The sequence below is a fragment of the Bacillus sp. BSL6 genome, from assembly GCF_052928345.1.
Genome location: NZ_JAVGCW010000005.1, coordinates 386,333 through 411,744, shown reverse-complemented (window position 1 = coordinate 411,744; position 25,412 = coordinate 386,333). Strand labels below are relative to the sequence as shown.

The 25,412-nt window shown below is 36.6% G+C and carries 25 protein-coding genes; 21 read left to right on the top strand and 4 right to left on the bottom strand.

The annotated features are described in order from the left end of the window. Positions 1-28 precede the first annotated feature (28 nt). Entirely contained in the window at positions 29-748 is a 720-nt protein-coding gene (locus RCJ96_RS18880; protein WP_074609105.1) for a class I SAM-dependent methyltransferase, read from the top strand. Between the two features lie 40 nt (positions 749-788). On the opposite strand, the gene RCJ96_RS18875 is transcribed toward RCJ96_RS18880, so the two are convergent. Then, positions 789-1,184: a hypothetical protein gene (locus RCJ96_RS18875; RefSeq protein ID WP_042875367.1), complete on the bottom strand. Its 396-nt coding sequence runs from the start codon at positions 1,182-1,184 to the stop codon at positions 789-791. 134 nt (positions 1,185-1,318) lie between these two features. On the opposite strand from RCJ96_RS18875, the gene RCJ96_RS18870 reads away from it, so the two are divergent. From RCJ96_RS18870 to RCJ96_RS18855, 4 genes are all read left to right on the top strand, one after another. Then, entirely contained in the window at positions 1,319-1,654 is a 336-nt protein-coding gene (locus RCJ96_RS18870) for a hypothetical protein (protein WP_000842904.1), read from the top strand. Between the two features lie 250 nt (positions 1,655-1,904). Continuing rightward, positions 1,905-4,004, top strand: a complete 2,100-nt coding sequence (locus tag RCJ96_RS18865; RefSeq protein WP_074609109.1) for a vWA domain-containing protein — start codon at positions 1,905-1,907, stop codon at positions 4,002-4,004. Positions 4,005-4,077: 73 nt separating this feature from the next. Beyond that, positions 4,078-7,440, top strand: a complete 3,363-nt coding sequence (locus RCJ96_RS18860; RefSeq protein ID WP_074609111.1) for a tubulin-like doman-containing protein — start codon at positions 4,078-4,080, stop codon at positions 7,438-7,440. A gap of 57 nt (positions 7,441-7,497) precedes the next feature. Further along, entirely contained in the window at positions 7,498-7,632 is a 135-nt protein-coding gene (locus RCJ96_RS18855) for a phosphonate ABC transporter permease (RefSeq protein ID WP_074609113.1), read from the top strand. 78 nt (positions 7,633-7,710) lie between these two features. Here RCJ96_RS18855 and gerSC read toward each other — a convergent pair whose 3' ends face one another. From gerSC to gerSA, 3 genes are read right to left on the bottom strand one after another with little or no spacing between them, the layout of a single operon-like run. Further along, on the bottom strand, positions 7,711-8,847 hold the full coding sequence (gene gerSC / locus RCJ96_RS18850) for a spore germination protein GerSC (RefSeq protein ID WP_074609115.1): 1,137 nt from the start codon (positions 8,845-8,847) through the stop codon (positions 7,711-7,713). Then, entirely contained in the window at positions 8,848-9,945 is a 1,098-nt protein-coding gene (locus tag RCJ96_RS18845; RefSeq protein WP_074609117.1) for an endospore germination permease, read from the bottom strand. Next, positions 9,942-11,480, bottom strand: coding sequence for a spore germination protein GerSA (gene gerSA, locus RCJ96_RS18840; RefSeq protein WP_000534503.1), 1,539 nt, complete (start codon positions 11,478-11,480; stop codon positions 9,942-9,944). Before gerSA ends, RCJ96_RS18845 begins: the two co-directional genes overlap by 4 nt. Before the next feature lie 332 nt (positions 11,481-11,812). Between gerSA and fdhF the strand changes: the two genes are divergently transcribed. The 16 genes from fdhF to RCJ96_RS18760 all read left to right on the top strand — a co-directional run bounded on the left by fdhF (position 11,813) and on the right by RCJ96_RS18760 (position 25,341). After that, the gene (fdhF, locus tag RCJ96_RS18835) at positions 11,813-14,752 is read left to right on the top strand and encodes a formate dehydrogenase subunit alpha (protein ID WP_316150934.1); all 2,940 of its coding nucleotides are present in this window, start codon (positions 11,813-11,815) and stop codon (positions 14,750-14,752) included. 12 nt (positions 14,753-14,764) lie between these two features. Next, on the top strand, positions 14,765-15,247 hold the full coding sequence (locus RCJ96_RS18830; RefSeq protein ID WP_000729904.1) for a DUF1641 domain-containing protein: 483 nt from the start codon (positions 14,765-14,767) through the stop codon (positions 15,245-15,247). A gap of 116 nt (positions 15,248-15,363) precedes the next feature. Further along, on the top strand, positions 15,364-15,708 hold the full coding sequence (locus tag RCJ96_RS18825) for a DUF2294 domain-containing protein (RefSeq protein WP_000039582.1): 345 nt from the start codon (positions 15,364-15,366) through the stop codon (positions 15,706-15,708). A 16-nt stretch (positions 15,709-15,724) separates the two neighbouring features. Next, on the top strand, positions 15,725-16,522 hold the full coding sequence (fdhD, locus tag RCJ96_RS18820) for a formate dehydrogenase accessory sulfurtransferase FdhD (protein ID WP_000802674.1): 798 nt from the start codon (positions 15,725-15,727) through the stop codon (positions 16,520-16,522). A 20-nt stretch (positions 16,523-16,542) separates the two neighbouring features. Then, a complete protein-coding gene (moaA, locus tag RCJ96_RS18815; RefSeq protein ID WP_000844136.1) occupies positions 16,543-17,559 on the top strand; it encodes a GTP 3',8-cyclase MoaA in 1,017 nt (338 codons plus the stop codon). Positions 17,560-17,759: 200 nt separating this feature from the next. After that, a complete protein-coding gene (locus RCJ96_RS18810) occupies positions 17,760-18,539 on the top strand; it encodes a formate/nitrite transporter family protein (protein WP_000864003.1) in 780 nt (259 codons plus the stop codon). 24 nt (positions 18,540-18,563) lie between these two features. Then, positions 18,564-19,580: a molybdopterin-synthase adenylyltransferase MoeB gene (locus RCJ96_RS18805; RefSeq protein WP_074609125.1), complete on the top strand. Its 1,017-nt coding sequence runs from the start codon at positions 18,564-18,566 to the stop codon at positions 19,578-19,580. Between the two features lie 18 nt (positions 19,581-19,598). Next, positions 19,599-20,906, top strand: a complete 1,308-nt coding sequence (moeA, locus tag RCJ96_RS18800) for a molybdopterin molybdotransferase MoeA (protein ID WP_316150931.1) — start codon at positions 19,599-19,601, stop codon at positions 20,904-20,906. After that, a complete protein-coding gene (moaE, locus tag RCJ96_RS18795; RefSeq protein ID WP_074609129.1) occupies positions 20,887-21,351 on the top strand; it encodes a molybdopterin synthase catalytic subunit MoaE in 465 nt (154 codons plus the stop codon). The genes moeA and moaE overlap by 20 nt, the downstream gene beginning before the upstream one ends. 4 nt (positions 21,352-21,355) lie before the next feature. Beyond that, a complete protein-coding gene (moaD, locus tag RCJ96_RS18790) occupies positions 21,356-21,592 on the top strand; it encodes a molybdopterin converting factor subunit 1 (RefSeq protein ID WP_000628476.1) in 237 nt (78 codons plus the stop codon). A gap of 66 nt (positions 21,593-21,658) precedes the next feature. Then, on the top strand, positions 21,659-22,708 hold the full coding sequence (locus tag RCJ96_RS18785) for a P-loop NTPase (protein WP_074609133.1): 1,050 nt from the start codon (positions 21,659-21,661) through the stop codon (positions 22,706-22,708). A 15-nt stretch (positions 22,709-22,723) separates the two neighbouring features. Further along, positions 22,724-22,948, top strand: a complete 225-nt coding sequence (locus RCJ96_RS18780; protein ID WP_000501867.1) for a hypothetical protein — start codon at positions 22,724-22,726, stop codon at positions 22,946-22,948. Positions 22,949-22,990: 42 nt separating this feature from the next. Further along, entirely contained in the window at positions 22,991-23,389 is a 399-nt protein-coding gene (locus RCJ96_RS18775) for a hypothetical protein (RefSeq protein WP_074609134.1), read from the top strand. Positions 23,390-23,557: 168 nt separating this feature from the next. After that, complete coding sequence (locus RCJ96_RS18770) at positions 23,558-23,806, top strand: DUF1294 domain-containing protein (RefSeq protein WP_074609136.1); 249 nt, start codon at positions 23,558-23,560, stop codon at positions 23,804-23,806. A 90-nt stretch (positions 23,807-23,896) separates the two neighbouring features. Next, positions 23,897-24,838 (top strand): EamA family transporter RarD, encoded by a 942-nt coding sequence (gene rarD / locus RCJ96_RS18765; RefSeq protein ID WP_000535534.1) that lies wholly within the window; start codon positions 23,897-23,899, stop codon positions 24,836-24,838. A 77-nt stretch (positions 24,839-24,915) separates the two neighbouring features. After that, on the top strand, positions 24,916-25,341 hold the full coding sequence (locus tag RCJ96_RS18760) for a divergent PAP2 family protein (RefSeq protein WP_000447815.1): 426 nt from the start codon (positions 24,916-24,918) through the stop codon (positions 25,339-25,341). Positions 25,342-25,412 lie beyond the last annotated feature (71 nt).

The window sequence follows — 25,412 nt, the reverse complement described above, 5'->3', positions numbered from 1 at the left end:
TATTATAGAAAATTTAAAGGAGAATTTTATGAAACGAAACACATACATTGATTTCCTAGCTTATTATGGAATAGGGAGTGCTCATCCTGGTGGTTTTACGTTAACAAAACAACTGTTAGCACAATTGCCTTTTAGATATGGAGCAAATGTCCTTGAACTCGGCTGCGGTACGGGGAAAACAGCAGCGTATATGACAAAAGAGTGTGGTTATAAAGTAACAGCGGTGGAAAAGAATGAAATTATGATTCAAAAGGCGAAAGATAGATGGTCGTTTGAAGGACTAGACATTCAATTAATTGAAGGGAATGTAGAGCAATTACCTTGTTTACATGACTCATTTGTGTTCGTACTCGGAGAATCGATACTCGCTTTTACAGAAAAAGAAAAGGTTATTTCAGAGTGCTATCGTGTATTACAGAAAGACGGTAAGCTTGTTGTCATTGAAATGATTATTGATAGGCACATTGATAAGGGAGAGGAAGAAAAAATCGCTCAATTATACGGGATGAAAGAACTATTAACTGAGAGCGAGTGGGTACAATTATTTCAGAAAGCAAATTTTCGGCGGGTTACTATTGCTGGCGGTGGTACAATTGCAGAAACAATCTCTAGCTATATAGAAGAGCCGGAATGGAATGTATCACAATTTATTCCGAATGAGTTATATGAGGCATGGGTGCAGCATGAAAATATAAGGCTTATGTACCAACATATTTTAGGTCATCGTATTTTTATATGTGAAAAATAAAGGAAAAGAGTTGGCTAAAGGTAGTCAACTCTTTACTATGTTAAATGAAAAATAATGCAGCTAATGTAATTCCGAAGATGAAACCAAATCCGAGTTCAACACCCCAGCCACAACCGCCACCGCCCCAGCCGCCGCAACCACAATTACTGCAACCACGACCGCCACATCCACAGCCGCTGAATCCACCACCACAACCAAATCCGCAACTATCACATCTGCTAAGGCCGCCGCAAAGGTCGCAACCACCATTTGCATAAGCGTCATAGTATCCGAATCCTGAATCAAAAGATGAGCGCTGTTGCACCGGTTCAATCCATACAGAGCTTTGTGTCACATCGATTATTTTACCTAAATGTATACGGCCATCACGGTCTTCAATCCGAACAACTTTTCCGAAGTAACGTCGGCACGTATCATAACATTTTTGTCTATGCATATTCATTCCTCCTTCCCCATTACAGTAATACGATATGTAAGGGGGACAAGTGCGGCTTGTACGAATGCCCTAACTATCATAATTGTTATAGGAAAGGGGAAATATAGGAAGAGGATATATAAGGAGGAAAAGGCATGAAATCTACAGATCAGTTTCAGACATACGAAGTACCGTGGGAAGAATTTATTGAAGCATTGCGAGAGGAAATGAAAAAGCAAGTAGGGGCAGATATTATTGATACAGTAGTTTGCAATTTAGAAGATGGTTTTGAAGTGTATACATATGTGCAAGGGGACTTGGATTTTGAATATAAGGAAGCGCTGGAAAGAAAATACGGGAGTGATGCAAAAACTCCTAACGTGTTAACAATTATGTTATTAGCTAGCATATATAGTACAAGTGAGGAGAATATACGCTTGCATGCGGATCATAAAGATAATCCGATTGTTGAAGTGTATGTGAAGCAATAAATCAAACTTTTTGTTATGTGTTTTTAAAATAAAAAGTAGGAAAAGTCTGTTTTAAGTGTAGAGCTTAAACAGGCTTTTTTACTTATATGATCGGATAGAAAACGCTAGAAGGAATCATATTCAGTTTTTATAACTGTTTACATAATAAAGTTATGCTGCGCTAGTTGTCCTAAAATACAAGTCATATATCTTGTATCCTCTCATAAATTTAAACATAGGAATTTGTCTACAAAGGTGGCGAAGCCTCATCATGAAAATTCGAATTTGTGCCACATTCATGTTGTTTCTATGTATATGGTTACATCCTTTTTGGACTTTTGCAAAAGGAGAGGAGGCAAAGGAAAGGGTCGTTTCACTTGTATATGATGATTCGGGCAGCATGAGAAATAACGATCGCTGGAAATATGCCAATTATGCTTTGCAAAGTTTAGTTGCGCTATTAGATGAAAAAGATACATTTTCTTACGTTCCAATGAGCAAGCCGAATGATCCATTAAACATTTCGTTAGCGAAGGATAAGAGACAAACGGAAATTGAGGGAATTGGAGCGTGGAAAACGTATTTAAATACTCCGTTTAGCGCAGTAGAAACGGCGATGCAATCTATAAAAAAGGAAGCAGATATAGATGGGAAACGTGAATTTTGGCTTATTGTCTTAACTGACGGGGCATTTAATGATTTAGAGAAAGATAAGATTGGTGGAAAAGAACAAATTACACAGAAGTTAGCACAGTTTAAGAAAGAAATGGATGCAAAAAAGATATCGTTACATCCAATTTTAATTACGATGGAAGAGGATTTAGGACAGCAAGAAAAGGCACAACTAAATACGTTTAAAGAAATATGGAAGAAAGAGATAAATGGAGTTACGATGCCATCTAGTGGAGAGGATGGTATTGTAAAAAGCGTCAATCAAGTGGCGGCATTAGTTGCAAATCGTGATCCGTTCTCCTCTGTGGAATCGATTGTAAAAACGAAAGTGGTAGGAAAGAAAGTAGAGATTACAACACCATTTCCATTAAAGCGTATGACGCTTGTGCGACAATCGCCTTCTTTGTCTAATTATCAGGTCACACAAATTTCTAAACCATTACAATTACAATCTTCTTTTTCCATACATGCACCAGGCGAAGCGAAATTGTTCGGAAATATAGTTCATATAAGTACGGAAAATAAGGAAGTTATTAAACCAGGAACGTATACGATAGAAGTGGACCGAGATATTGAGAAAGAAGGATTACAAGTACTAGTCGAACCGGCACTTAATTATACTGTTTCTACTTATGACAAAGAGGATAAGGATAGAAAAAATGTTGAGGAAATGTATGAAGATGTGACAGCTGTTATTGAAGCAAAACCTACTGAGTTGCCAGTTCAGTCTTCTTACTTTCAGGCAGAAGTAGAAATAGACGGGAAGCAACATGCGATGAAGTGGGACGATAAAAGACATGTATTTTATTACGAAACGAAGCTTACTAAAGGATTAGTACGCGGGAAAGTTCATATGAACATAAAGGGGTTTTACAGACAGACGAAAGAATTTAAAATCGAAACAACGAAAAAGCCTAAATTATCACTTCAAACTGTCACGAAAGATTATGAAGAAAAAGTAACAAATTTAGAGAATAGTAAACCATTTATTATACAACCACAGTTAGATGATAAGCCGATGACAGAAGAGGCTGTAAAAAAACTATTAAAATCTACTGGTGTCACATCTAAACAATCAATCAACTATGAAATAAAACAGCATGGTAATCAAATTTATATTTATCCTCGCCCTCATTACTCCGACACGTTCAATTTTACAGATACCGGCACCGTAGAAGCTACCATCGTAGTGCAGGATTCAAAATTACAAGAAGTAAAGAAAAAAATAACACTCCATATTCAAAATGCACCGTTTTATGAAAAGTATGCGCTTATTTTTAAGTTTGTTATTCCTATCACTTTATTACTGTTAATAGTAGGAATAATCGTTTTAGGATGGATTGTCCGTCCGAGATTTCACCGGAAAGCACTATTGTATTACGAATGGGATCAAGAAGTAGCGAAAGATTGGTTATATCAATCTGAGCCAGAATTACTTAAAAATAAATGGTGGAAACATTATTTTGGCATTCCGTTTAGAGCAGAAAGAAAGACTGTGCAATCCGTTACGTTTATAGCAAAGAAAGGATCGAAATCGATATTTGTAGCGAAAGAGTCACAAGTAGTAGGAATGATTATTGATGGGATGTTTATAACAGAGGATGAGGTTGGAATGGAACATAAGACACTATATCCAAATGAACTTTTAGTAATTGATAGAGGATATGGTAAGGAAATTTACAAATACGAGTGTGAATAGTAGATGGGGAAAAGAGGAGAGTATTATTTTTCCCTCCTTTTTTCAAACAAGCAAGAATAGGAAGGTGGTTCACATGACGTTACAAGTTCCAACGATATTAATTGGTTTAGGTGGAATCGGTAGTACTGTGACACATCAAATATATGAAAGGCTGCCTGAGGAGCGCCGAAAAAAAGTAGCAATGCACGTATTTGATACAGATGTGAATACATTGAGTAAATTTGATCATATTCGAAAGTTTAAGACGCAAACGAGTTCGAGCAAAACGCCTAGGGAGTATATTGCAGGAGATCCAACGATTCCAGAATGGTTTCCAATGGACCCGACTATACTTGATAAACCACTGACAGAAGGGGCAGGACAGTTACGCGTTATTTCCCGTTTAGCGTTACGTGCTGCAATGAAAGAAGATAAACTCACGTCCTTTTGGCAAGAAATCGAGAAGATTTTTCCGGTTACGAGCGATCAAACAGAATATGGAGTGCGTGTCATTATCGTAACATCACTAGCGGGCGGAACAGGTTCAGGAATGTTTCTACAAATTGCACTATATTTACGCGAAATGCTTCGGAAAAAACTGCAACATCACAACATTTTAATACGTGGTGCGTTTCTAATGCCGGACGTGTTAGTGAAGACGAGAACGGTTAGTGCGAAAGAGTTTGAAACGGTGCAAGCAAATGGCTATGCTTCGTTAAAAGAATTACATGCCATTACGCTCGGTTCTACTGGAGAGTTATCAAAACGCGGCGGGGTTACGATTGAATTAGAGTATCGACCGGATCAAGTAGATGAGGATGGGAGAACAAATCACACGATTAAACAACACCATTTACCGTACAATTATTGTTTCTTATACGATTATGAAAATTTACATGGACACCATTTGCATAATTTATCAGATTATATGGAGCAAATGGCAAATACGATTTATTTACAGTTATTTAGTCCGATGTCTGCAAATCATTTTGCACAGGAAGATAATCAAATTCAGCAATTAGCAGAATCAAGTGGGAAAGGGCGATATTGCGGGGCCGGAACGGCAAAGATTATTTATCCATATGAGCATGTGTTAAAATATTGTGCTTTAAAATGGGCCGTGCAAGGTTTAGATGAATCGTGGCTTCATTTAGATCAATTGTTTCAAGAGAAGAAGCATAGATATGACCAAGATGTAAAACGTGGTATGCAGCGTGAAAAGCCAGAGCGCGGGAAAAGTTATTTAGAAGATTTAGAACATCTTGCTACTCGTCCAGAGCAGGCTCATATTTTCTATAGACAAATGTACAATGAAACGCGTGAAGGAGCAGAAGGCGGCAAGGTTGGTGTTGCGAAATCTAAACTGTTTTTAGAAGCTGTAGAAAGTTATGTACAGCGTACGGTACAAAAAGACGAGGAATTAAATCGTCTGCAGCATGAGTGTAAAATTTCAGCTGCGAAGCTAAAAATGACGGAACAAATGAAAGGTGAAGTAGCAAGGGTAGACCATGCGGTTCGTTTATATGCGTATGCGATTCCGAGCCGCGTACATGAACATGTAACGACACTTTTATATGACATGATTGAATCAGATCGTTTTTCACCAAGTGGTTCTGAAGGACAGTCATATCAACTAAATACATGGTTTTTAAAGAAAACAGATTCTGTTCATCCAGTAGCAGCTCGTTTTATGTTGTATGAAATTCGAAAGCAGTTAGTCGAAAAAATGAATCGACTACATGAAAATAATGAACAAAAGCGTAATTTAATTCAAAACTACGATAAGAAATTTAATGTGAGTAATATTGATGGAACGGTAACAGCTGTACGCCGAGTAGAAATTGCGCAGCAACAAGGCTGGTTTGGAAAAATGATTAATAACCAGCAGCGTTTATTTAAAAAGGAATTTGAAGATATTGTAACGCAGTACGTACACAAATTAAACGAATACCGTAAAGAAATGCTATTAGAACTCGTTTATCAATCGCTATATCAAGCAGTTAATAAAATGATTCAATATTGGGAAAGGTTTTTTGATAATTTACATGAAACACGTGAAAATTTATTGTTCGAAATTCAAAAACGAAGCAAGGAATTTGAAGGAAAAACAAACCCAACGAATGTATACGTATTAGCTGAAGAGAAGTTGCAAGAAAAGATATGGCAAGATATGCAACAACATTTAAATTTAGGTGTATTACCGAAAGATATATGCGCGGAAATTTATATGAGCTTATACGGGGAATATTGCCGGGATGCAAAAACAGAAGAGATTCAATCGAAAAAGGTAGAAGACTTTTATCGTGAGCACATACTAAGTTATTGCTATGATGAATTACAAATACGCTATCGCGATAAATTAGAGCTGAACATCGTTGAAGCATTACGAAAAGAAGCGGATTATAAGAATCGTGATCGTGATGAATATGTTCGTGAAAAAATTGAAGACTTGTTCCATTTAGCAAGTCCATTCGTGCCGAAAGTTTCTCATCATAGGGAATTACAATATTGGGGCATACATCCATCTTTAAAGAAAGAACTGCAAGAGGAATTAATGCAAGAAATGTTTAAAGAAAAAGATACAGTAAATGAAGCTTTCTCGCCATTTGAAGTCATTTGTTATCGTGCACATTACGGTTTATCACTACAAGACTTTCCTAAGCTTTCGTCTGGACATATTGCAAATGGATTTATGAATGATAAAGGTGATTATTTTCAGTCGTACTATCGCCGTGTAAACAAGTTGAATAGTAAAAAATCTAGTTTAACACCGCATTTAGATAAGTATTGGCACTTACCAGCATTCATGCCAGACTTAAATGCAACGCAAACGAAGTTAGATTATGATAAATGTAATCGAGCTCTTCTATACGCGTATATGTATCGCTGGATTAGTTTAGTTGCTGTTGATGGTCAATTCGTGTATCAATATAACGGCGTTGGACGTAGTTTCTTAATTCAGTCGATGGGGAAAAATATTTCAAGCGAAAGTTATAAATTGCACAGAGCATTACTTCATAATCCGTTCATTTATGAAAACATCTTATCCAGATTTGAAGAAGAACAAGAAAAGGCGATGATACAAGGTGGACATTTATATACGCATCCATTTGTATTAGGTGCTCAAGATATTAGATGGCTACGTAAAGAGCATGTCCATAATATTTTAGATATGATTTTAATGTATGACCGTGAAGCGAAATATGATCCAACGTTAGAAGAAACTTCTGATGAATTATTAAGGTTATTCCTTGATGAAATTGAGTTATATTTCCAAAACTATTACGGTACAGGTGCCGATATGGTTGCCAAGAAAGAGAAAGAAATGTTTATTAAACAATTGTGGGATCGTTCGTACGCGAAAGGATACGTAGATCCAAATAGTGCGCCTTATAAAAAATGGCAAAATTTATTAAGCGTTCATGATGAAGAAGAAACGCCAAAAACGAATGTATAATGAATGAAAAGGGAATCCTTAAAAGTGGCAATACAACTTTAGAAAAGAGGGATTCCGATGCCGTTTTTAGGAAGTGTATATCAAATATTTGGATTGTATCCAGAAATTTATTATGGGATGATTTCAGCTGAAATTGCGGAGCAGCAAAGGTTGGAACAAGCGGAAAACGAAGAATCAGAAACAGAAGCGTAATTATATAGGAAGTTTCAAAATAAAATGATAACACGCTACTTATTCTTTAAACGTATAAGAACAAGTAGCGTGTTTTTGCTATTTAATAATCCCATTTTCTAAAATTTTAATAGTAGGTACTACTTTTACGTTAGCTTTTGAAAAGGCACTCGGCCAATCGTCTTCAACTTTTTTCCATTCTTCATATTGAAACGCTCTCGCATAATCACCAAATCCGAATGGATCAAGCTGCTGTTTTTGAATGTTGTGGATTAAATCGTTCAAATCTTTGTTTAGTTGTTTTGTAATAAGAGAAGTTAATTTCTTTCTATCTTTGTCTATATCCATATTGAATGTAAGTTCAGATACAGCGATTTTTAAATCCATTTTAACATTAAATTTGAAGTGGTTATCGCTATAGCCTGTACGGATATCACGATTCATGCTAAGAACATTTATTGATACGAAATCTTCACCTTCTGTATCTTTTAGATGACTATTACTTTCAACTGAATGCGAAGGGATTTTCATTGTAAGTGCAACAGGTATATTAGCTTTTTTTTGCAACATGAGCAGAAGGGCACTTTCATAGCGATTTAAAGACATCTTATAAATTCCGCGAGAAGTTAAAAGTGCAGAGCCTGTAACGATAACATCTTTTTTTCCTTTTTTTATTTCTGAAATAGCAGGTGTTATACCTTTATTAAACGTTTGCCTATGAAATTCATGAAATGGTGTGAAAACTGTCCGATTGTATAATTTATTTGTATTAATTAAATCTGTTAAATACTCGGGAAGGGCAGGCTTATCTTTAAAGTTATTATATATAACTGAAGAAATTGGACCGTCTACTGCAACCATACGCATGTTTCCAGTGTTTTTAGGATCACGATACCAAACATCAAGGTAAGGCATAGCCCCTTCTTGTTTTAAAAAATTTGTGCTAAATAAAATGAGCTGTAACTTTTCTGTAGATACTAAACCGCCACTTGAACTATTAAACGTTGCTTTTGCTTCTCGAGGTGTACGTACTTTCGCTTCATGTGTTTCGTACTTTTTTTCTACGTCTTCATTAAAAATAGGGTTTACGTGGTACACAATTAATTTTCCTTTTGCTTTTGCGTCAAAGCCGTAAATTAATGAAATTGATTGTTTTTCTAAGTCGAGTCGATCTCCACATCCTGTTAAAAAGGTTATGAGAAAGTAAAGTATAGTGAAATGAATAAAGCGTCTCATTTAAATTTTTCTCCTTTTCCAATGCTGATAAAGTGTCATGTATAAGAGAAATACGACTGGAAATAGAAAAGCGATAAAATAACTGGCAGTTCCCCAAAAGTCTCGCAAAGCACTTATTTGGTAAGAGGAAGGGATATAAAAGAATAAGACAACAATACACCCGAATAATAAAAACCAAATAGGCAAGGAACTCCCTTTTTTGTTAAGTAATTGATTGATTCCATCTGAAGCAGTAAATATGTAAGGAATGCAAGAATCAAAAATAATGAAGAGATAAAAAGATAAAAAGATAATTTCAAACCGTTCAAGAAATGAAAAGTGAAATGGTGTAACAAGAGAAAGGGTGGGCCATAAAAACTTTGTTATACCATCTGGACTAAAATAAACGAAAGAAACGAACGTGACTTGAAGATAGAGAAATAGTGTAATTAAATTTGCGATAACAATCCCTTTTTTGGCAGAGGATTTGTTATTCAAATAAGGATAAAGGATAAATGCAAACTCAAATCCAAGAAATGCAATAATAGTTGATTTTACGGTGTTTAAAACTGGTATCCAGCCCTCTTTAAGAAGAGGGAGAAGGTATATCCAATGCCCATCTTTAAGAGGGATAAACAATAGCAAAGGCATCCACAGTGTGAAAAACACAGTGAAAACAGCGTAACGACTTATAATAAGAACGCCTTTACATGCGAGCATAAGCATGGGAATAGATAGTAAAATCATAATTAAAAACATTGGAGTTCTAGGTAAAATCCAAATGTGAATAACGTATAAGAGGGAAAAAATTAAGGAAATAGCTGCAAGGACAGCATATAAAATCCAAAAAATCATTCCTGCTCTTCCTAGCCACTTCCCAAGATAACGAGTTAGCACATTGAGTAAAGTATACCCAGGGTGCTTTTCCATGATTTTCACAATACATAGACTGACTAAAGTAGTGATAGCGCATCCAATAATAATAGAAATCCATCCATCTGTATTCGCCCCTTGTGCAACTTCACGAGGAAGTGTAAGGACACCGAATCCTACTTGAACACCACTAATTGTTAAAGTGTATTGAAATAAACTAATCTCCCTCTTTGCACGCTTTGTCACTTCTCTTCCTCCGTTCCTTCTATATCGCGTTGTCGATTCTCTTGTTTTAAGTTAAGGGATAGTGGGCGCTTCTTCATTATTTTCCATGGTAAACGTATAAGAATATCTTTTAAATCCGAAGCAAATAACGGAGAAAAAGGACTACCATAAGGAACACCGAGAGATTCCATAGAAAGTATATGAATAATAATGATTGCCATCCCAACCATAATGCCAATGACACCAAATAAAGAGGCAATTATCATCATTGGGAAGCGAAGAAGTCGAATTCCTGCAGACATTTCTAGATTAGGGATGATGAAAGAAGCGACTGCAGTAATAGATACGACGATAACCATGACATTACTTACTATTCCTGCTTGAACTGCAGCTTGTCCGATGACAATCCCTCCTACGACGCCAATGGTTTGTCCAACGGGACCCGGAAGCCGAACTGCAGCTTCGCGGAGCATTTCAAGTACTAATTCCATCAAAAGTGCTTCTAATATAGGAGGAAAAGGAATTTTAGCTCGAGATTCTCCAATCGTTAACAATAATTTAAGTGGAATCACTTCATAATGAAAGGAAATCATAGCAATATAAAGAGCAGGAGCAAAAATTGCAATAAATAATCCAGTGAAACGAAGTAATCGTATAAAAGATGGAATCATTGGCCTGAAGCTGTAATCATCTATCGTCTGAAAAAAAGCTGAAAAGGTCATGGGTCCAATTAATACGCCTGGTGAACGATCTACAACAACAGCAATTCGCCCATCTAGAATATGATGTGCTGTTGTGTCAGGGCGTTCAGTTATTGATAATTGCGGAAAGAGAGTAAAGGAATTATCTTCAACAAACCCCTCTAATTCACCAGTAGTAAGAATCGCATCCACTTTTACTGATTCGATACGGGATGCCATTTCTTTTACGACATCTTCGTCCGCAACATCTGCTAGATAAAGCAAAAAAACCTTTGAAGTAGCTCGTTCACCAACAGTGAATTCCTTCACTTTCAATTCGCGATTTGGAATATATCGACGAATAAGTGCAAGGCTGTCGCTCGCTACTTCATTAAATCCTTCGTGTGAGCTTTTTATGGAGCTCTCTGTTGTAGGCTCTTCAATGCTCCTTTTTGGTGCCGCTTGCGTATCAAGCTCTAAAGCGGATAATTGCCCGTTTATAAATAAAATACTTTTGCCGTGTAAAAGAGATTGTTCAATGTCTGTCCACTGCTCAATCTTTTTAATATTTCCGATAGAAACAGAGGCTTCCCAAAAATCGTCTTCATTCCACTCTTTAAATAAGAGAGGACGAAGGATGTTTACGTTAATAACAGTTTTGTCTACAAGTCCTTCCATATATATAAGTGCAGCTTCCTGTCCGTTTTTTAATGGAAAATTGCGTGTTATTAATTCTGGAATACCGCTAAACAGTTTGGACAAGTGCTTTAAATTAAGGGAAAGGGAAGAAGAAATAGATTTATTTAATGTGTGATCAGCTTGCTCTTGGTTAGAAAAAGATTTTTCACCACGAATCCATTTATTAAAAGACCCCATTTGTTTGCTTACTCCTTGTTATGTTTTATCCCGATTGGTGAGGGCTGATTAAAGTTTCACTTTATATGGGTTATTATGGATAGTTCCATACGTACATATGCGTAGTTTAAATTTTATATTGTATATTTTTAACTTTAACGCTATAATTATAGTGTTAAAGATGGAATCGTGATATGACCTGTTATGACTCTATCGTTTTATTTATGAATAAATGGATTGGTATTTTAGCAAGATGTGCTAATAAACTACTCCACCATGATAATAACGTGCCGAAATGTGGTGCGTATATTTTCGTGGTGGAGTTTTTTTATTCTCAAAAAGGGGGAAAGACCATGAATAACAACATGGTTCATATTACAATTGACGGAAAAAAGTATACAGCGGAGCCCGGTTCAACGATATTGGGTGTTATAAATGAGAACGGGATTGAACATCCGCAAATTTGTTACGTACCAGAAGTAGATCCTATTCAAACATGTGACACTTGTATTGTAGAAGTTGACGGAAAGTTAATGCGCTCTTGTTCGACAGTAGCGACAGAAGGTATGAACATTGAACGTAACTCTACTCGTGCGAAAGAAGCACAAACAGAGGCGATGGATCGGTTACTAGAAAATCATTTATTATACTGTACAGTATGTGACAACAACAATGGGAACTGTAAACTGCATAATACAGCAGAATTAATGGAAATTGAACATCAAAAATATCCTTATGAACCGAAAGTAGATGTAAGTGAAGTTGATATGACGCATCCGTTTTATCGTTATGACCCGAATCAATGTATTGCATGTGGTCAATGTGTAGAGGTGTGTCAAAACTTACAAGTAAATGAAACATTATCGATAGACTGGGAAGCGGAACGCCCACGAGTGATTTGGGATGAAGGAGTAAATATTAATGATTCTTCATGCGTGAGTTGTGGTCAATGTGTAACCATTTGTCCTTGTAACGCTTTAATGGAGAAAACAATGCTCGGTGAAGCTGGATTTATGACGGGACTAAAGCCAGATATTCTTGAACCGATGGTAGATTTAATTAAAGAAGTAGAGCCTGGATATAGCGGTATTTTTGCGGTATCAGAAGTGGAAGCGGCCATGCGTGATACTCGTACGAAGAAAACGAAAACAGTATGTACATTTTGTGGTGTAGGTTGTTCATTTGAAGTGTGGACGAAAGGGCGTAAAATTCTTAAAGTACAGCCTTCTTCTGATGCGCCAGTTAACGCAATTTCTACTTGTGTAAAAGGAAAATTTGGTTGGGATTTCGTAAATTCTAAAGAACGAATTACGAAACCTTTAATTCGTAAAAATGGAACGTTTGTTGAATCAACATGGGAAGAAGCGTTGAATGTAGTTGCAAGTAAATTAGGATCGATTAAAGAAGAGTACGGTAAAGATGCTATCGGTTTTATTTCTTCATCTAAAATTACGAATGAAGATAATTATGTGATTCAAAAATTAGCTCGACAAGTATTTGAAACGAATAATATTGATAACTGCTCACGTTATTGTCAATCACCAGCGACAGACGGATTATTCCGTACAATTGGTATGGGCGGAGATGCTGGAACGATTAAAGATATTGCACAATCTGGTCTTGTTATTATTGTAGGTTGTAATCCGACAGAAGGTCATCCTGTTTTAGCTACACGTATTAAACGTGCACATAAATTACACGGACAAAAATTAATTGTGGCTGATCTTCGTAAAACAGAAATGGCAGAGCGTTCAGATGTCTTTATTAGTCCAAAACAAGGAACAGATCAAGTATGGTTAATGGCTGTTACGAAATATATGATTGATCAAGGCTGGCACGATCAACGATTTATTGATGAGAATGTAAATTTCTTTGAAGATTTCAAAGAGAGCCTTACAGCATATACACTTGAATATGCAGAAGAAATGACTGGTATTTCAAAAGAAACACTGATTCAAATAGCTGAAATGATTCGTGATGCAGATGGTACATGTATCCTTTGGGGAATGGGGGTAACGCAAAATACAGGTGGATCTGATACTTCCGCTGCGATTTCAAACTTACTACTTGCAACAGGTAATTATCGTCGTCCAGGCGCTGGTGCATATCCGCTTCGAGGTCATAATAACGTACAAGGTGCTTGTGATATGGGTACTTTACCAGGATGGCTTCCTGGATATCAACACGTTACGAACGATATGGAACGTGCGAAATTTGAAATGGCTTATGGAGTGAAAATTAATAGCGAACCAGGTCTGAATAATATTGAAATGCTTCACGCGATTGACGAAGGGAAAATGAAAGCTATGTATCTTGTCGGAGAAGACATGGCTCTTGTAGACTCTAATGCGAATCATGTACATGAAGTATTATCAAGCCTTGATTTCTTCGTTGTGCAAGATGTTTTCTTATCTAAAACGGCTCAATATGCAGATGTTGTATTACCAGCAGCGCCATCTCTTGAAAAAGAAGGTACTTTTACAAATACAGAGCGTCGTGTTCAAAGACTATATCAAGTTCTTCCTACGCTTGGAGATGCGAAGCCAGACTGGTGGATTGTGCAGGAAGTTGCGAATAAATTAGGTGCAAACTGGAGTTATAGTCATCCAAGTGAAATTTTTGCTGAAATGGCAAGTTTATCACCACTATTTTCACAAGCAAACTATGAAGTATTGGAAGGATGGAATAGTTTCCATTGGGGAAGTTTTGATGGAACGAATACACCGCTTCTTTTCCAAGATGGATTTAACTTCCCGGATAAAAAAGCTCGTTTTGCGATTGCTGACTGGGTGCGCCCAGCTGAATTCCCAGCTGAGTTCGACCTTCATATTAACAATGGTCGTATGCTTGAGCACTTCCATGAAGGGAATATGACAAATAAATCAACAGGTATTCAAACGAAAGTGCCTGGCGTTTTCGTTGAAGTTTCTCCAGCACTTGCAAAAGAACGTGGAGTAAAAACTGGTTCATTAGTCCGTCTTGTCTCTCCGTTTGGAGCGTTAAAATTACGTGCACTTGTAACAGATCGTGTAAAAGCGAATGAGTTATATTTACCGATGAACTCTACAGATAATGAAACAGCAATTAATTTCTTAACAGGTCCTGCCGTTGATACGCGTACGAACACACCTGCTTATAAACAGACGAAAGTGCGTATGGAAGTGCTGGAAGTTGATGGCGAAAATCCGATGCCAAAAGCGAACCCGCGTAATAAAAAACGTCATCCTCAATCTGGTATTGAGGTACATCGTAAGTGGGCACGTCCAGGGTATGTGCATTTAACGGATAAGTAGGAGGAGAAAAATATGGCTGCACCTATAAAAATGATTCAAAAACAAGAATTAACTGAGGAAGAAGTAAAACAGCAAAAATTAGATGATTTAAAAGAGCTTCTAGCTAATAATGAAGACGCTCTAAATCAAATGTTTAATATAGTAGGGGAATTGAATGATATTGGCATGCTAGAAGCAGCAAATTCTATGCTAAAGGCGAAAGAACCAATCGCAAAGATTGTTCTTGGTCAAGTGACTCGTGAGCCCGTTACAAATTTAATTAATAATATGATGGGGGCTGCGGGTGCTTTAACAGAACTTGATCCGGAGCTTACGAAAAAGCTTATAGGTAGCTTATTAGTAGGGCTAGAAAAAGGTAATGAACATCTAGAGAGTAATAAAAAAGTAGGGGTATTCGATCTTATGAAAGTATTGAAAGATCCAGACATTAACCGTGCTATCGGGTTTGGGCTTCATTTCTTAAAAGGTATGGGAAAAGGATTAAAAGAAGAATAAACTTCATGAAGTGAACCTTTTCGCCCAAATGTTTGTACGAAATAGTTTGGGCGGAAGGCTCATTTTGGTAAAATATATAATAAAGTAAAATGAGGTTTTTTGGGAGGTATAATTGTATGTCAAAAAAAGTACATGAATTTAATGATATGATTCGAAAACTTCGAAAGGAACTTTTCGGAAAAGGGCCAGAACGAATTCATACTGTTTTCGCTGAAAATATGGCGATTGCGACTCTTTACGGAAACTTAACACCTACTGAAAAATTCATTTCAAGTACGATGGACGGTGCGGAAATGGTTCATATGGCTAGAACGAAAATGATTCAAGAAGTGTATGCTGCAAATTCCCGTGAACATTTGGAGGAACTTGTTGGAGCGAAATTAGTGAATTTGTTTTCAGATATGAAAGTAGAAGAAGATATTGCAGTTTCGGTATTTGTTTTTGATAAAAATATAACGTGAGAGAAGGATACTGATCGTGAAACCGATACAGGTAGAAAGAGAAATCTTTCGTTATGAACAAGGGGCGTTTAAACATATAGAGGACAGCATTGTAACAGAGTTTCCAGTCACGATTAAAATGAACGGACAGGAGTTTGTTACAATGGTTAGTACTCCAGAATATATAGAAGATATGGTAATAGGCTTCTTAGCATCTGAAGGAATCATTCGGAAGTATGAAGATATTGATGACATATGGGTACAAGAGAAAGAAGGATTTGTACATGTCACGACGGCAAAAGTAAATCCGTATTACGAACAAATGCAAAATAAACGTTATATTACTTCATGCTGTGGTATGAGTAGACAAGGATTTGTTTTTGCAAATGATGCACTAAGCGCAAAGAAAATGAATGGCGTCCATGTACAGGTTACTGCAGAAGACTGTTTTCGATTAATGAAAGAAATGCAACAATCTGCGGAGACATTTCGTCATACAGGCGGCGTTCATAATGCATCTTTGTGCAATGTGAATGGTATTATTTTAAGTCGAATGGATATCGGAAGGCATAATGCGTTAGATAAAATTTACGGTTATTGTTTAAAAAATAATATTTCTATAAGAGATAAAATCATTGTTTTTAGCGGTCGTATTTCTTCGGAAATATTATTGAAAGTTGCAAAAATTGGTTGTGAAATTATACTGTCAAAATCAGCTCCAACTGAGTTGGCTTTACAGCTAGCTGAAGAATTAGGTATTACTACGATAGGATTTATTCGGAATGAATCCTTAAATGTATATACGCATCCGGAGCGTGTTTTAAATATAAAATAAGTAAAAGCGAGGCAATAAATATGAAATCTGTCACATTAGACAAACTACAACGTCCGTTAAAGGATTTACGTATTTCAGTTACTGATCGCTGTAATTTTCGCTGTCGATATTGTATGCCAGAAGAAATATTTGGTCCTGATTACTCGTTTTTGTCTAATGATAAAATTTTATCTTTTGATGAAATTGAAAGGATAACGCGTATTTTCGTTTCTTTAGGTGTTAGAAAATTACGGATTACAGGCGGAGAACCGTTACTTCGAAGAGGTCTTCCGCAGCTTATCGAGCGCCTGAATAAAATAGATGGTGTGGAGGATATCGGTTTAACAACTAATGGATCGTTACTTAAAAAGTTTGCTCCTGATTTATATAAGGCGGGTTTATCACGTGTGACAGTTAGTTTAGATTCCTTAGAAGAAGAGCGGTTTTTCTATTTAAATGGTAATAGAAGCAAAGTACAAAGGGTTCTGGAAGGAATACAAGCTGCAGCTGAAGTCGGTATGAAAATTAAAATAAACATGGTCGTTCAAAAGGGGAAAAACGAACAGGATATCTTGCAGATGGCGCAATACTTTAAGGAAAATAAACATATTCTTCGTTTTATTGAGTATATGGACGTTGGAAATTATAACGGTTGGGATTTAAAAGAGGTTGTCTCTAAACAAGAAATAGTAGATACGATTCATCAAGTTATGCCATTAGAACGAATAGAAGCGAATTATGCAGGAGAGGTTGCGACTCGCTATCGTTATATTGGAAGTGATGAAGAAATAGGTATTATTTCATCAGTAACAGACTCCTTCTGCTCCTCATGTACGAGAGCTCGTATTTCTGCAGAAGGAAAATTATATACTTGTTTGTTCGCTTCTAAAGGAAATGATTTGAGAGAACTGCTTCGATCAGAATACACTGACGAGGAAATAACAGATGTCGTACGCGATATATGGAACAAACGAGAAGATCGTTATTCAGATGAACGCTTAAGTCATACAAGTAAAAAAAGAGCACCTAAAATTGAAATGTCACATATTGGTGGTTGATATATATAAGTGACAATATGATGAAGTATATACAAAATGGAAGATGTGCAACGGTTGTAGATTTTCTATTTTATAGTAAAAGTGATGGTTGATCTCTCTGTAAAAGATGTGCAGAGAAATTAAGCAGCATTCAAAAACCTTTATTTTGAGGAGGTTTTTTGAAGCTGCTTTTTTATTTGGAGAAAATGGAGGAATTAGTAATGGCATTTCATAAACCGGAACAAATTGCTGAGCTTGTCATTGAGGCCGGTGTTCAAAAAGTAAGTCAGACCTTGCCAGCAATGCTTATTCTCGGTTTTTTAGGAGGAGCGTTTATTTCGCTAGGTTTTTTACTTAACATTCGCGTTTTAGGTAATTTGCCTGAGCGCTGGGGGAGTTTAGTAAATGTTTTAGGAGGAGCGGTTTTTCCTGTTGGACTCATGCTCGTTGTATTAGCGGGAGGAGAATTAATTACCGGAAATATGATGTCACTGTCTATGGCGCTATATGCAAAGAAAATTACATTGGTTAGTGTGCTAAATAACTGGATTTGGATTACTTTCATGAATTTTGTAGGAGCTATCTTCGTAGCGTATTGTTTCGGTCATCTTGGCGGATTAACAGAGGGGGATTATTTAAATAAAACAGTAGCGATAGCAGAAGGCAAGTTACATGAATCTTTTGGAAGAACTTTAATTTTAGCAATTGGGTGTAATTGGCTCGTTTGTTTGGCGCTTTGGCTCGCTTATGGGACGAGTGATTTTGTCGGAAAAATAATCGGAATTTGGATTCCCATTATGGCATTTGTAGTGATTGGATTTCAGCAAGTGGTAGCAAATATGTTTGTCATCTCAGCAGTTATTTTTGCAGGTCATCTCACATGGATGGATCTTGCTAAAAATTTTGTTCCTGTCTTTATCGGAAATGTAATTGGCGGAGCTGGTTTTGTTGGATTTGCGTACTTTGCTTGTTATCAAAAACAACATTCTAATATGAAATAGAGTGCGTGAGAGGAAGGGTATGCAATGGCTGAGCGGTATTCACGACAACATTTGTTTAAAGCAATTGGGAGTAGAGGGCAAGAAAAAATTCGAAATAAACATGTGTTAATTGTAGGAGTAGGCGCATTAGGAAGTGCAAGTGCCGAAAGTTTCGTACGTGCAGGTATTGGCAAGTTGACGATCATAGATCGTGATTACGTTGAATGGAGTAATTTACAAAGGCAACAATTGTACTCTGAACAAGATGTAAGAGAGAAATTGCCAAAAGCAATCGCTGCTAAAAATCGGCTAGAAAAACTTAATTCGGAAGTACAAATACATGCTTTCGTAATGGATGCGTGTGTAGAAAACTTGGAAGGGCTATTAGAAAATGTCGATGTAATTATTGATGCAACAGATAATTTCGATATCCGATTTATAATAAATGACTTATCACAAAAACATAATATCCCGTGGGTATATGGTTCTTGCGTTGGCTCGTACGGTATGAGTTGTACAATTATTCCGCAAGAGACACCGTGTTTACATTGTGTGCTGAAGAACGTTCCAGTTACAGGTGTGACGTGTGATACAGCTGGAATTATTAGCCCGACTGTACAAATCGTCGCAGCATATCAAGTGGCGGAAGCACTCAAAATTTTAGTAGAAGATTTTGCAGCAATTAGAAAAACATTTTTCATATTTGATATATGGAGTAATCAAAACCATTTTATAAAATTAGGGAAAATAAAAACAGATGCTTGTCTCTCATGTGGTTTGAATCGAACTTATCCTTATTTATCATACGAAAACCAAACGAAGGTAGCTGTTTTGTGCGGAAGAAATACAGTTCAAATTAGACCGGTAGAAAATAGACAGTACAATTTTGATGATATAGAAAAAGTATTAAATAAACTGGGGAAAGTAGATCGGAATCCGTATTTACTATCTTGCCAATTAGATGAGTACCGCGTCGTTATTTTTCGAGATGGTCGTGTTTTCATTCATGGTACAAATGATATTTTAAAAGCAAAACAGTTATATTATCACGTATTCGGTTAATAGAAAGGGGTGTCAATAATGGAAAGAAGAGTGCCAATTACGGTTGAAGAAGCTGTTCGTAAAGTAATGGAATTTGCTAATGGGGGTTTAAAGGAGCTACTACCTATTGAATTAGCTTATGGACGTGTATTAGCGGAGGATTTAGTAGCTGACCATGACGTACCTTCATTCAATCGTTCCCCGTATGACGGATTTGCTATTAGAGCAGAAGATACGAATTTAGCAAGTTATGAAACGCCAATTGTATTTGAAGTAGTGGGTGAAATTGGTGCAGGATCGCTATTCGATGAGAAAGTAGGTCCGTTTCAAGCAGTTCGAATTATGACGGGAGCACAGATTCCGAGTGGATGTGATGCAGTTGTTATGCTAGAGCTGACTCGTCAATATGAGGAGGCTGGCAGTAAGTATATGGAATTGAAACGGTCATTCAAAACGGGCGATAATATTTCTTTTCAAGGTGAAGATGCTCGTAAAGGAACGGTTCTTGCAAAGAAAGGAACATACATTCATCCAGGTATTTCAGCTCTTCTTGCTACGTTCGGGTATAGCGAGGTGCCAGTTGCGAGAAAGTCTGTAGTTGGACTATTAGCGACTGGCAGTGAATTACTGGATGTAAACGATTCATTACAGCCAGGGAAAATCCGAAATAGTAATACGTATATGATATTGTCTCAAATCCGAAGAGCAGGCGGAAGAGTAAAATATTTTGGGAAGTTTAGCGATGATTTTTATACGTGTTTTACGGCTGTAAAAGAAGCATTAAGCCAAGTAGATATGCTCATTACAACAGGTGGTGTATCAGTAGGGGATTACGATTATTTGCCAGCTATATATGAAAAATTAGGTGCATCAGTTCTTTTCAATAAAGTTGCAATGAGGCCAGGAAGTGTTACGACTGTAGCGCAATTAAATGGCAAGTTATTATTTGGATTATCAGGAAATCCATCTGCTTGTTACGTAGGATTTGAATTGTTTGTAAGACCTTGTATTCGAACGTATATGTTTAGTGAAAAAGCACATGTAAAAAGAGAAAAAGCGTTATTAGGAGAAGACTTTTTAAAGCCAAATCCATTTACAAGATTTGTACGAGGAAAACTAACATATAACGAAGGGCAGTTAATCGCTTATCCGTCAGGGTTTGATAAATCTAGCTCAGTTTCTTCTCTAGCAGAGACAAATATATTTATTGTACTTCCAGGTGGTACGAGAGGGTATAAAAAAGATATGTTCGTAGATGTTCTCTTGTTGGAAGATAACGAAGGTAGTGAATGGCCTTGGACATTTTATAAAGTGAGAGGTGATTCTAATGGGACAAGTGCTATTTGAAATTGTAGATATACCGATTGTAGTTGAAGAAGTAACAAATAAGGTTGCAAGAAGAGACGCAGGTGCGATTACAACTTTTATTGGTACAGTGAGAGAATTAACAAAGGGAAAACGAACGCTACATTTAGAGTATGAAGCATATAAACCGATGGCAGTAAAGCAACTTATGAGAATTGGTGAAGAAATTAGTGAAAGATGGCCGGACGCAAAAGTAGCAATTACGCACCGTGTAGGGCGGCTAGAAATAATGGATATTGCGGTAGTCATTGCAGTTTCATCACCGCATCGTAAAGTAGCTTATGAAGCGAATGAATACGCAATTGAACGGATAAAGCGAATCGTTCCAATATGGAAAAAAGAATTTTGGGAAGATGGGACGATGTGGATTGGCGATCAGCTTGAAAATACACCTTATCCAGAAGGAAAACCGAAGAAGGAAGAATGAGAAAATGATTACAATTTTACTGTTTGCAAATTTGCGTGAGGAAGTCGGGTTAGATCGATTCGTAATTTCCGAAAAACAAGAAATGACTGTGCAGCAATTAAAAGAATGGCTCAAAGCAAACTATAGTTTACAATCGCTTGATAGAGTGATGGTGGCTGTTAATGAAGAGTTTGTAACGAATGACGAGATGATACAAGCTGGAGATATTGTCGCATTCATCCCGCCTGTTAGTGGTGGATAATAAGCGTTTCTTGAAACGATAAGAAGATGCTATATATAAATTCGAATACGAGAAGGGATGAGTTCTATGCTTACTCAAGAACAAATAATGAATGCGTTAAAACATGTAGAGGATCCAGAATTACACAAAAGTATTGTAGAGTTAAACATGGTTAGAAATATACAAATGAATGGCACAGAGGTTAAACTTGAAGTAGTGCTAACGATTCAAGGGTGTCCGTTAAAATCAAAAATTCAACAAGATATTGAAGAATCGCTTCACGCAATTGGTGCCTCTAAAGTGGCTGTAACATTTAGTTCTATGACAAAAGAAGAACGTGCAGTCTTAACAGAGAAGTTAAAGAAAAATACTAGAACAGAAACTGGTATGCCAAGCATGCTTCGTCCTGATTCAGGAGTACAATTTCTTACTGTAACGAGCGGAAAAGGTGGAGTCGGAAAATCAACTGTAACAATTAATCTTGCAACTGCTTTAGCTCGTATGGGCAAAAAAGTGGGGATATTAGATGCAGATATATATGGTTTTAGCATTCCTGCTATGATGGAAACGAATCAAAAACCAACGATGATTGATCAAACAGCAATTCCAGTTATTAGTCATGGTATTAAAATCATGTCTATGGGATTTTTTACAGAAGGAAATAATCCGGTTATGTGGCGCGGACCGATGTTAAATAAATGGATTCAAAATTTCCTTGCGAATACGCACTGGGGAGAATTAGATTATTTACTGCTTGATTTACCACCTGGTACAGGAGATGTTGCCATTGATGTTGCAGCAATGATTCCGCAGGCGAAAGAAATTATCGTTACAACACCACATAATGTAGCTTCATTCGTAGCATCTAGAGTAGGGGTAATGGCAAAACATACGAAACACGAGATTTTAGGTATTGTGGAAAACATGGCTTATTATGAAGAACAAGATGGATCGAAAAATTACCTCTTCGGAAAAGGCGGCGGTGAAATGTTAGCAGAACAATTGCAAACAGAAGTAATCGCACAAGTACCTTTTGCAAAACGTGAAGAAAATAACGGTTCATCTGTATATGATGAAGATTCTCTTGTTGGAGAAGTGTTTACATCGTTAGCAGAAGATATTATTTATAAAGGATAGAGGAGGAATTTTATTATGGGGTGTAATATCGATCATTCTATTGAAGATGTAATGAGTAAGCTTGAAAGCCAAAAGAGTTTTTTACCGGAAGTGATTTTTAAAGAGGTAAAGGGATTTTTGCAAGGTAATCATTCACAGGAAATATTAAATGATGTCTTTCACCTTCTAAAAAAGTATGACTTAGTTAGTGAAGAAGAGAGAGAGACGAGAAATACTCAATTATTGCTGATTATAAAATAAATACGCTTTGGCTTTTGTTTTGTAACAGGAGGGGTAAATGTAATGAATATGAAGAAGATGATTGAAACGATAGAAGCAACAAAAATGACTGATGAAGAATTATCGATTGCTCATTTACATCAAAAGCTCGTGAAGTTATATAGTCAAAAAAATGTTGCTCATTATACGGAGTTATTAAAATATATTTTATCCTTATCCGTGCAGCTTGATTTACATTTCGTATTGAAATATTTTGGTGTGCGACCGGTTGTTGCTATAGACGAGCGTATGCAATTTCAAGAGATATTTAAATGTTTAGCTAATAAGGATGATAATGGGGAATGGTTTTTAAATTTCGTTTCTTTATATGTAGGGCTAATTGTAGTTCTTCACTTTGATGAAAAAGTGATTGGGAGAAGTTTTTTCGATGATATGGTCGTGGGTGAAGGAAATGAAGTATAAGATTTTGCTCATAACATTCTTCTATTTAATTGCTATAACTGCGATTTTAATTGGTTATATAAATATGCAAGTAATGAATTAAACTAGTTTGATAAAAAGTGTTCTTCAGTTGTTTCCATCGTTTTTTCATGTTACGATTAAGCGAATTTTTCATAGGGAGAGAAAGCGATGAAATGGATTTATTTTATTCTTATTAACGTTATAGCTTTTAGCCTTATGGGGCTTGATAAACGGAAAGCGAAGAAGAAACAGTGGAGAACGCCAGAAAGTACGTTGTTTTTATCAGCGGCAGCTGGGGGCGCAGTTGGTGCTTGGATCGGTATGTATATGTTTCACCATAAAACTCATAAAAAGAAATTTGTTTTCGGTATACCGTTACTTGTCGTTATCACAATATGTTTACTTTTTGTTGTATGAGAAATGTCGAAAGAATTGAAGATTGATTATTGGTAAAGTGAGCACGTGGGGCCGTATAATGGAGAAAAACGAGAAGAGGAGAAAAGGAAGATGGGGAGTCAATCAGCAGAGCAAAAAAAAGGGATTATATATGCGGCTGGTGCGTATACGATGTGGGGAATACTACCAATCTATTGGAAATGGGTTGAGGAAGTTCCAGCAGATGAAATATTAGCACACCGCATCGTTTGGGCGTTCGTGTTTATGTTAATCGTATTAGGTGTTACGAAGAGATTTCGTCAGTTTATTGGGGAGTTCGTGAATCTTTTTAAACGACCTAAATTATTAATGTCATTAACAATAGCTTCAGTCTTGATTAGCGGAAACTGGTTTGTCTACATATGGGCCGTTAATCATAATCATGTCATTGAAGCAAGTCTTGGCTATTATATTAATCCGCTTATCAGTATTTTACTTGGTACAGTCGTTTTAAAGGAAAAGTTAAACTTTTGGCAATACGTTGCAGTTGGTTTAGCTGGAGTAGGGGTTATCATTTTAACAGTACGTTTCGGGGCTATTCCGTGGGTTTCTTTATCACTTGCCCTTTCATTTGGATTATATGGATTAACAAAAAAAATGTTAAACTATGATGCGACAATTGGACTTACGATGGAAACGATGTTAGTAACGCCGTTTGCGATTATTTATTTAGTAATGACAGGAGTACATGGTTTCGGCTCATTTGGCTCGATCTCAATGTCATCGACATTACTATTAATAGGGGCGGGCATTGTTACAGCATTGCCACTTTTTTATTTTGCAAAAGGAGCCCAACTTATTCCGCTTTATATGGTAGGGTTTTTACAATATATTGCACCAACAATTAGTTTGATTTTAGGTGTATTCGTATTTGGTGAACATTTCACATCTACTCATATGATTGCATTTTTCTGTATATGGGTTGCATTAGTTGTATTCTCGGTAGCGAAAACAAAGTTCTTGGTGCAGAAACAACCGAAATTTATAAAAAATAAATCAGCAAAAGTATCGTAATGCGTAGTATTTTCTACGCATTTTTCTTTATACTGATACTATAGGATTTCCATTATAGCTAGTAGGGAGCTGAGAACGTGGAAACGATTTTACATAACGATCCGCTTATGGCCGCTGTAATTTCATGGTTTTTAGCACAATTAACGAAAGTAGTCTTTAAATTATTTAAAACGGGTGAATTTGATTTTGCAAAGTTTTTCGCTTCAGGTGGGATGCCAAGTTCTCATGCTTCAACTGTTACAGCACTGGCGACAGGTGTTGGCGTTGTGGAAGGTGTGGAAAGTACTTTATTTGCAATTGCTGCTATTTTTGCCATTATAGTTATGTATGACGCTTCAGGAGTAAGGCTTGCAGTAAGTAAACAGGCGAAAATATTGAATGAGTTTTTTCACGGTAGACAAACAGAATATAAGAAGTTAAATGAACTTGTCGGGCATACGCCGTATGAAGTAGTAGTTGGTGCTTTATTAGGGATTATTGTCGGAGTAGGATATTGTTTATAAGCAGAGCATCTTATATGTTCTGCTTTTCTTTGTATTCATACATATTCAGCTACTTTCTTGAATATCGTTAT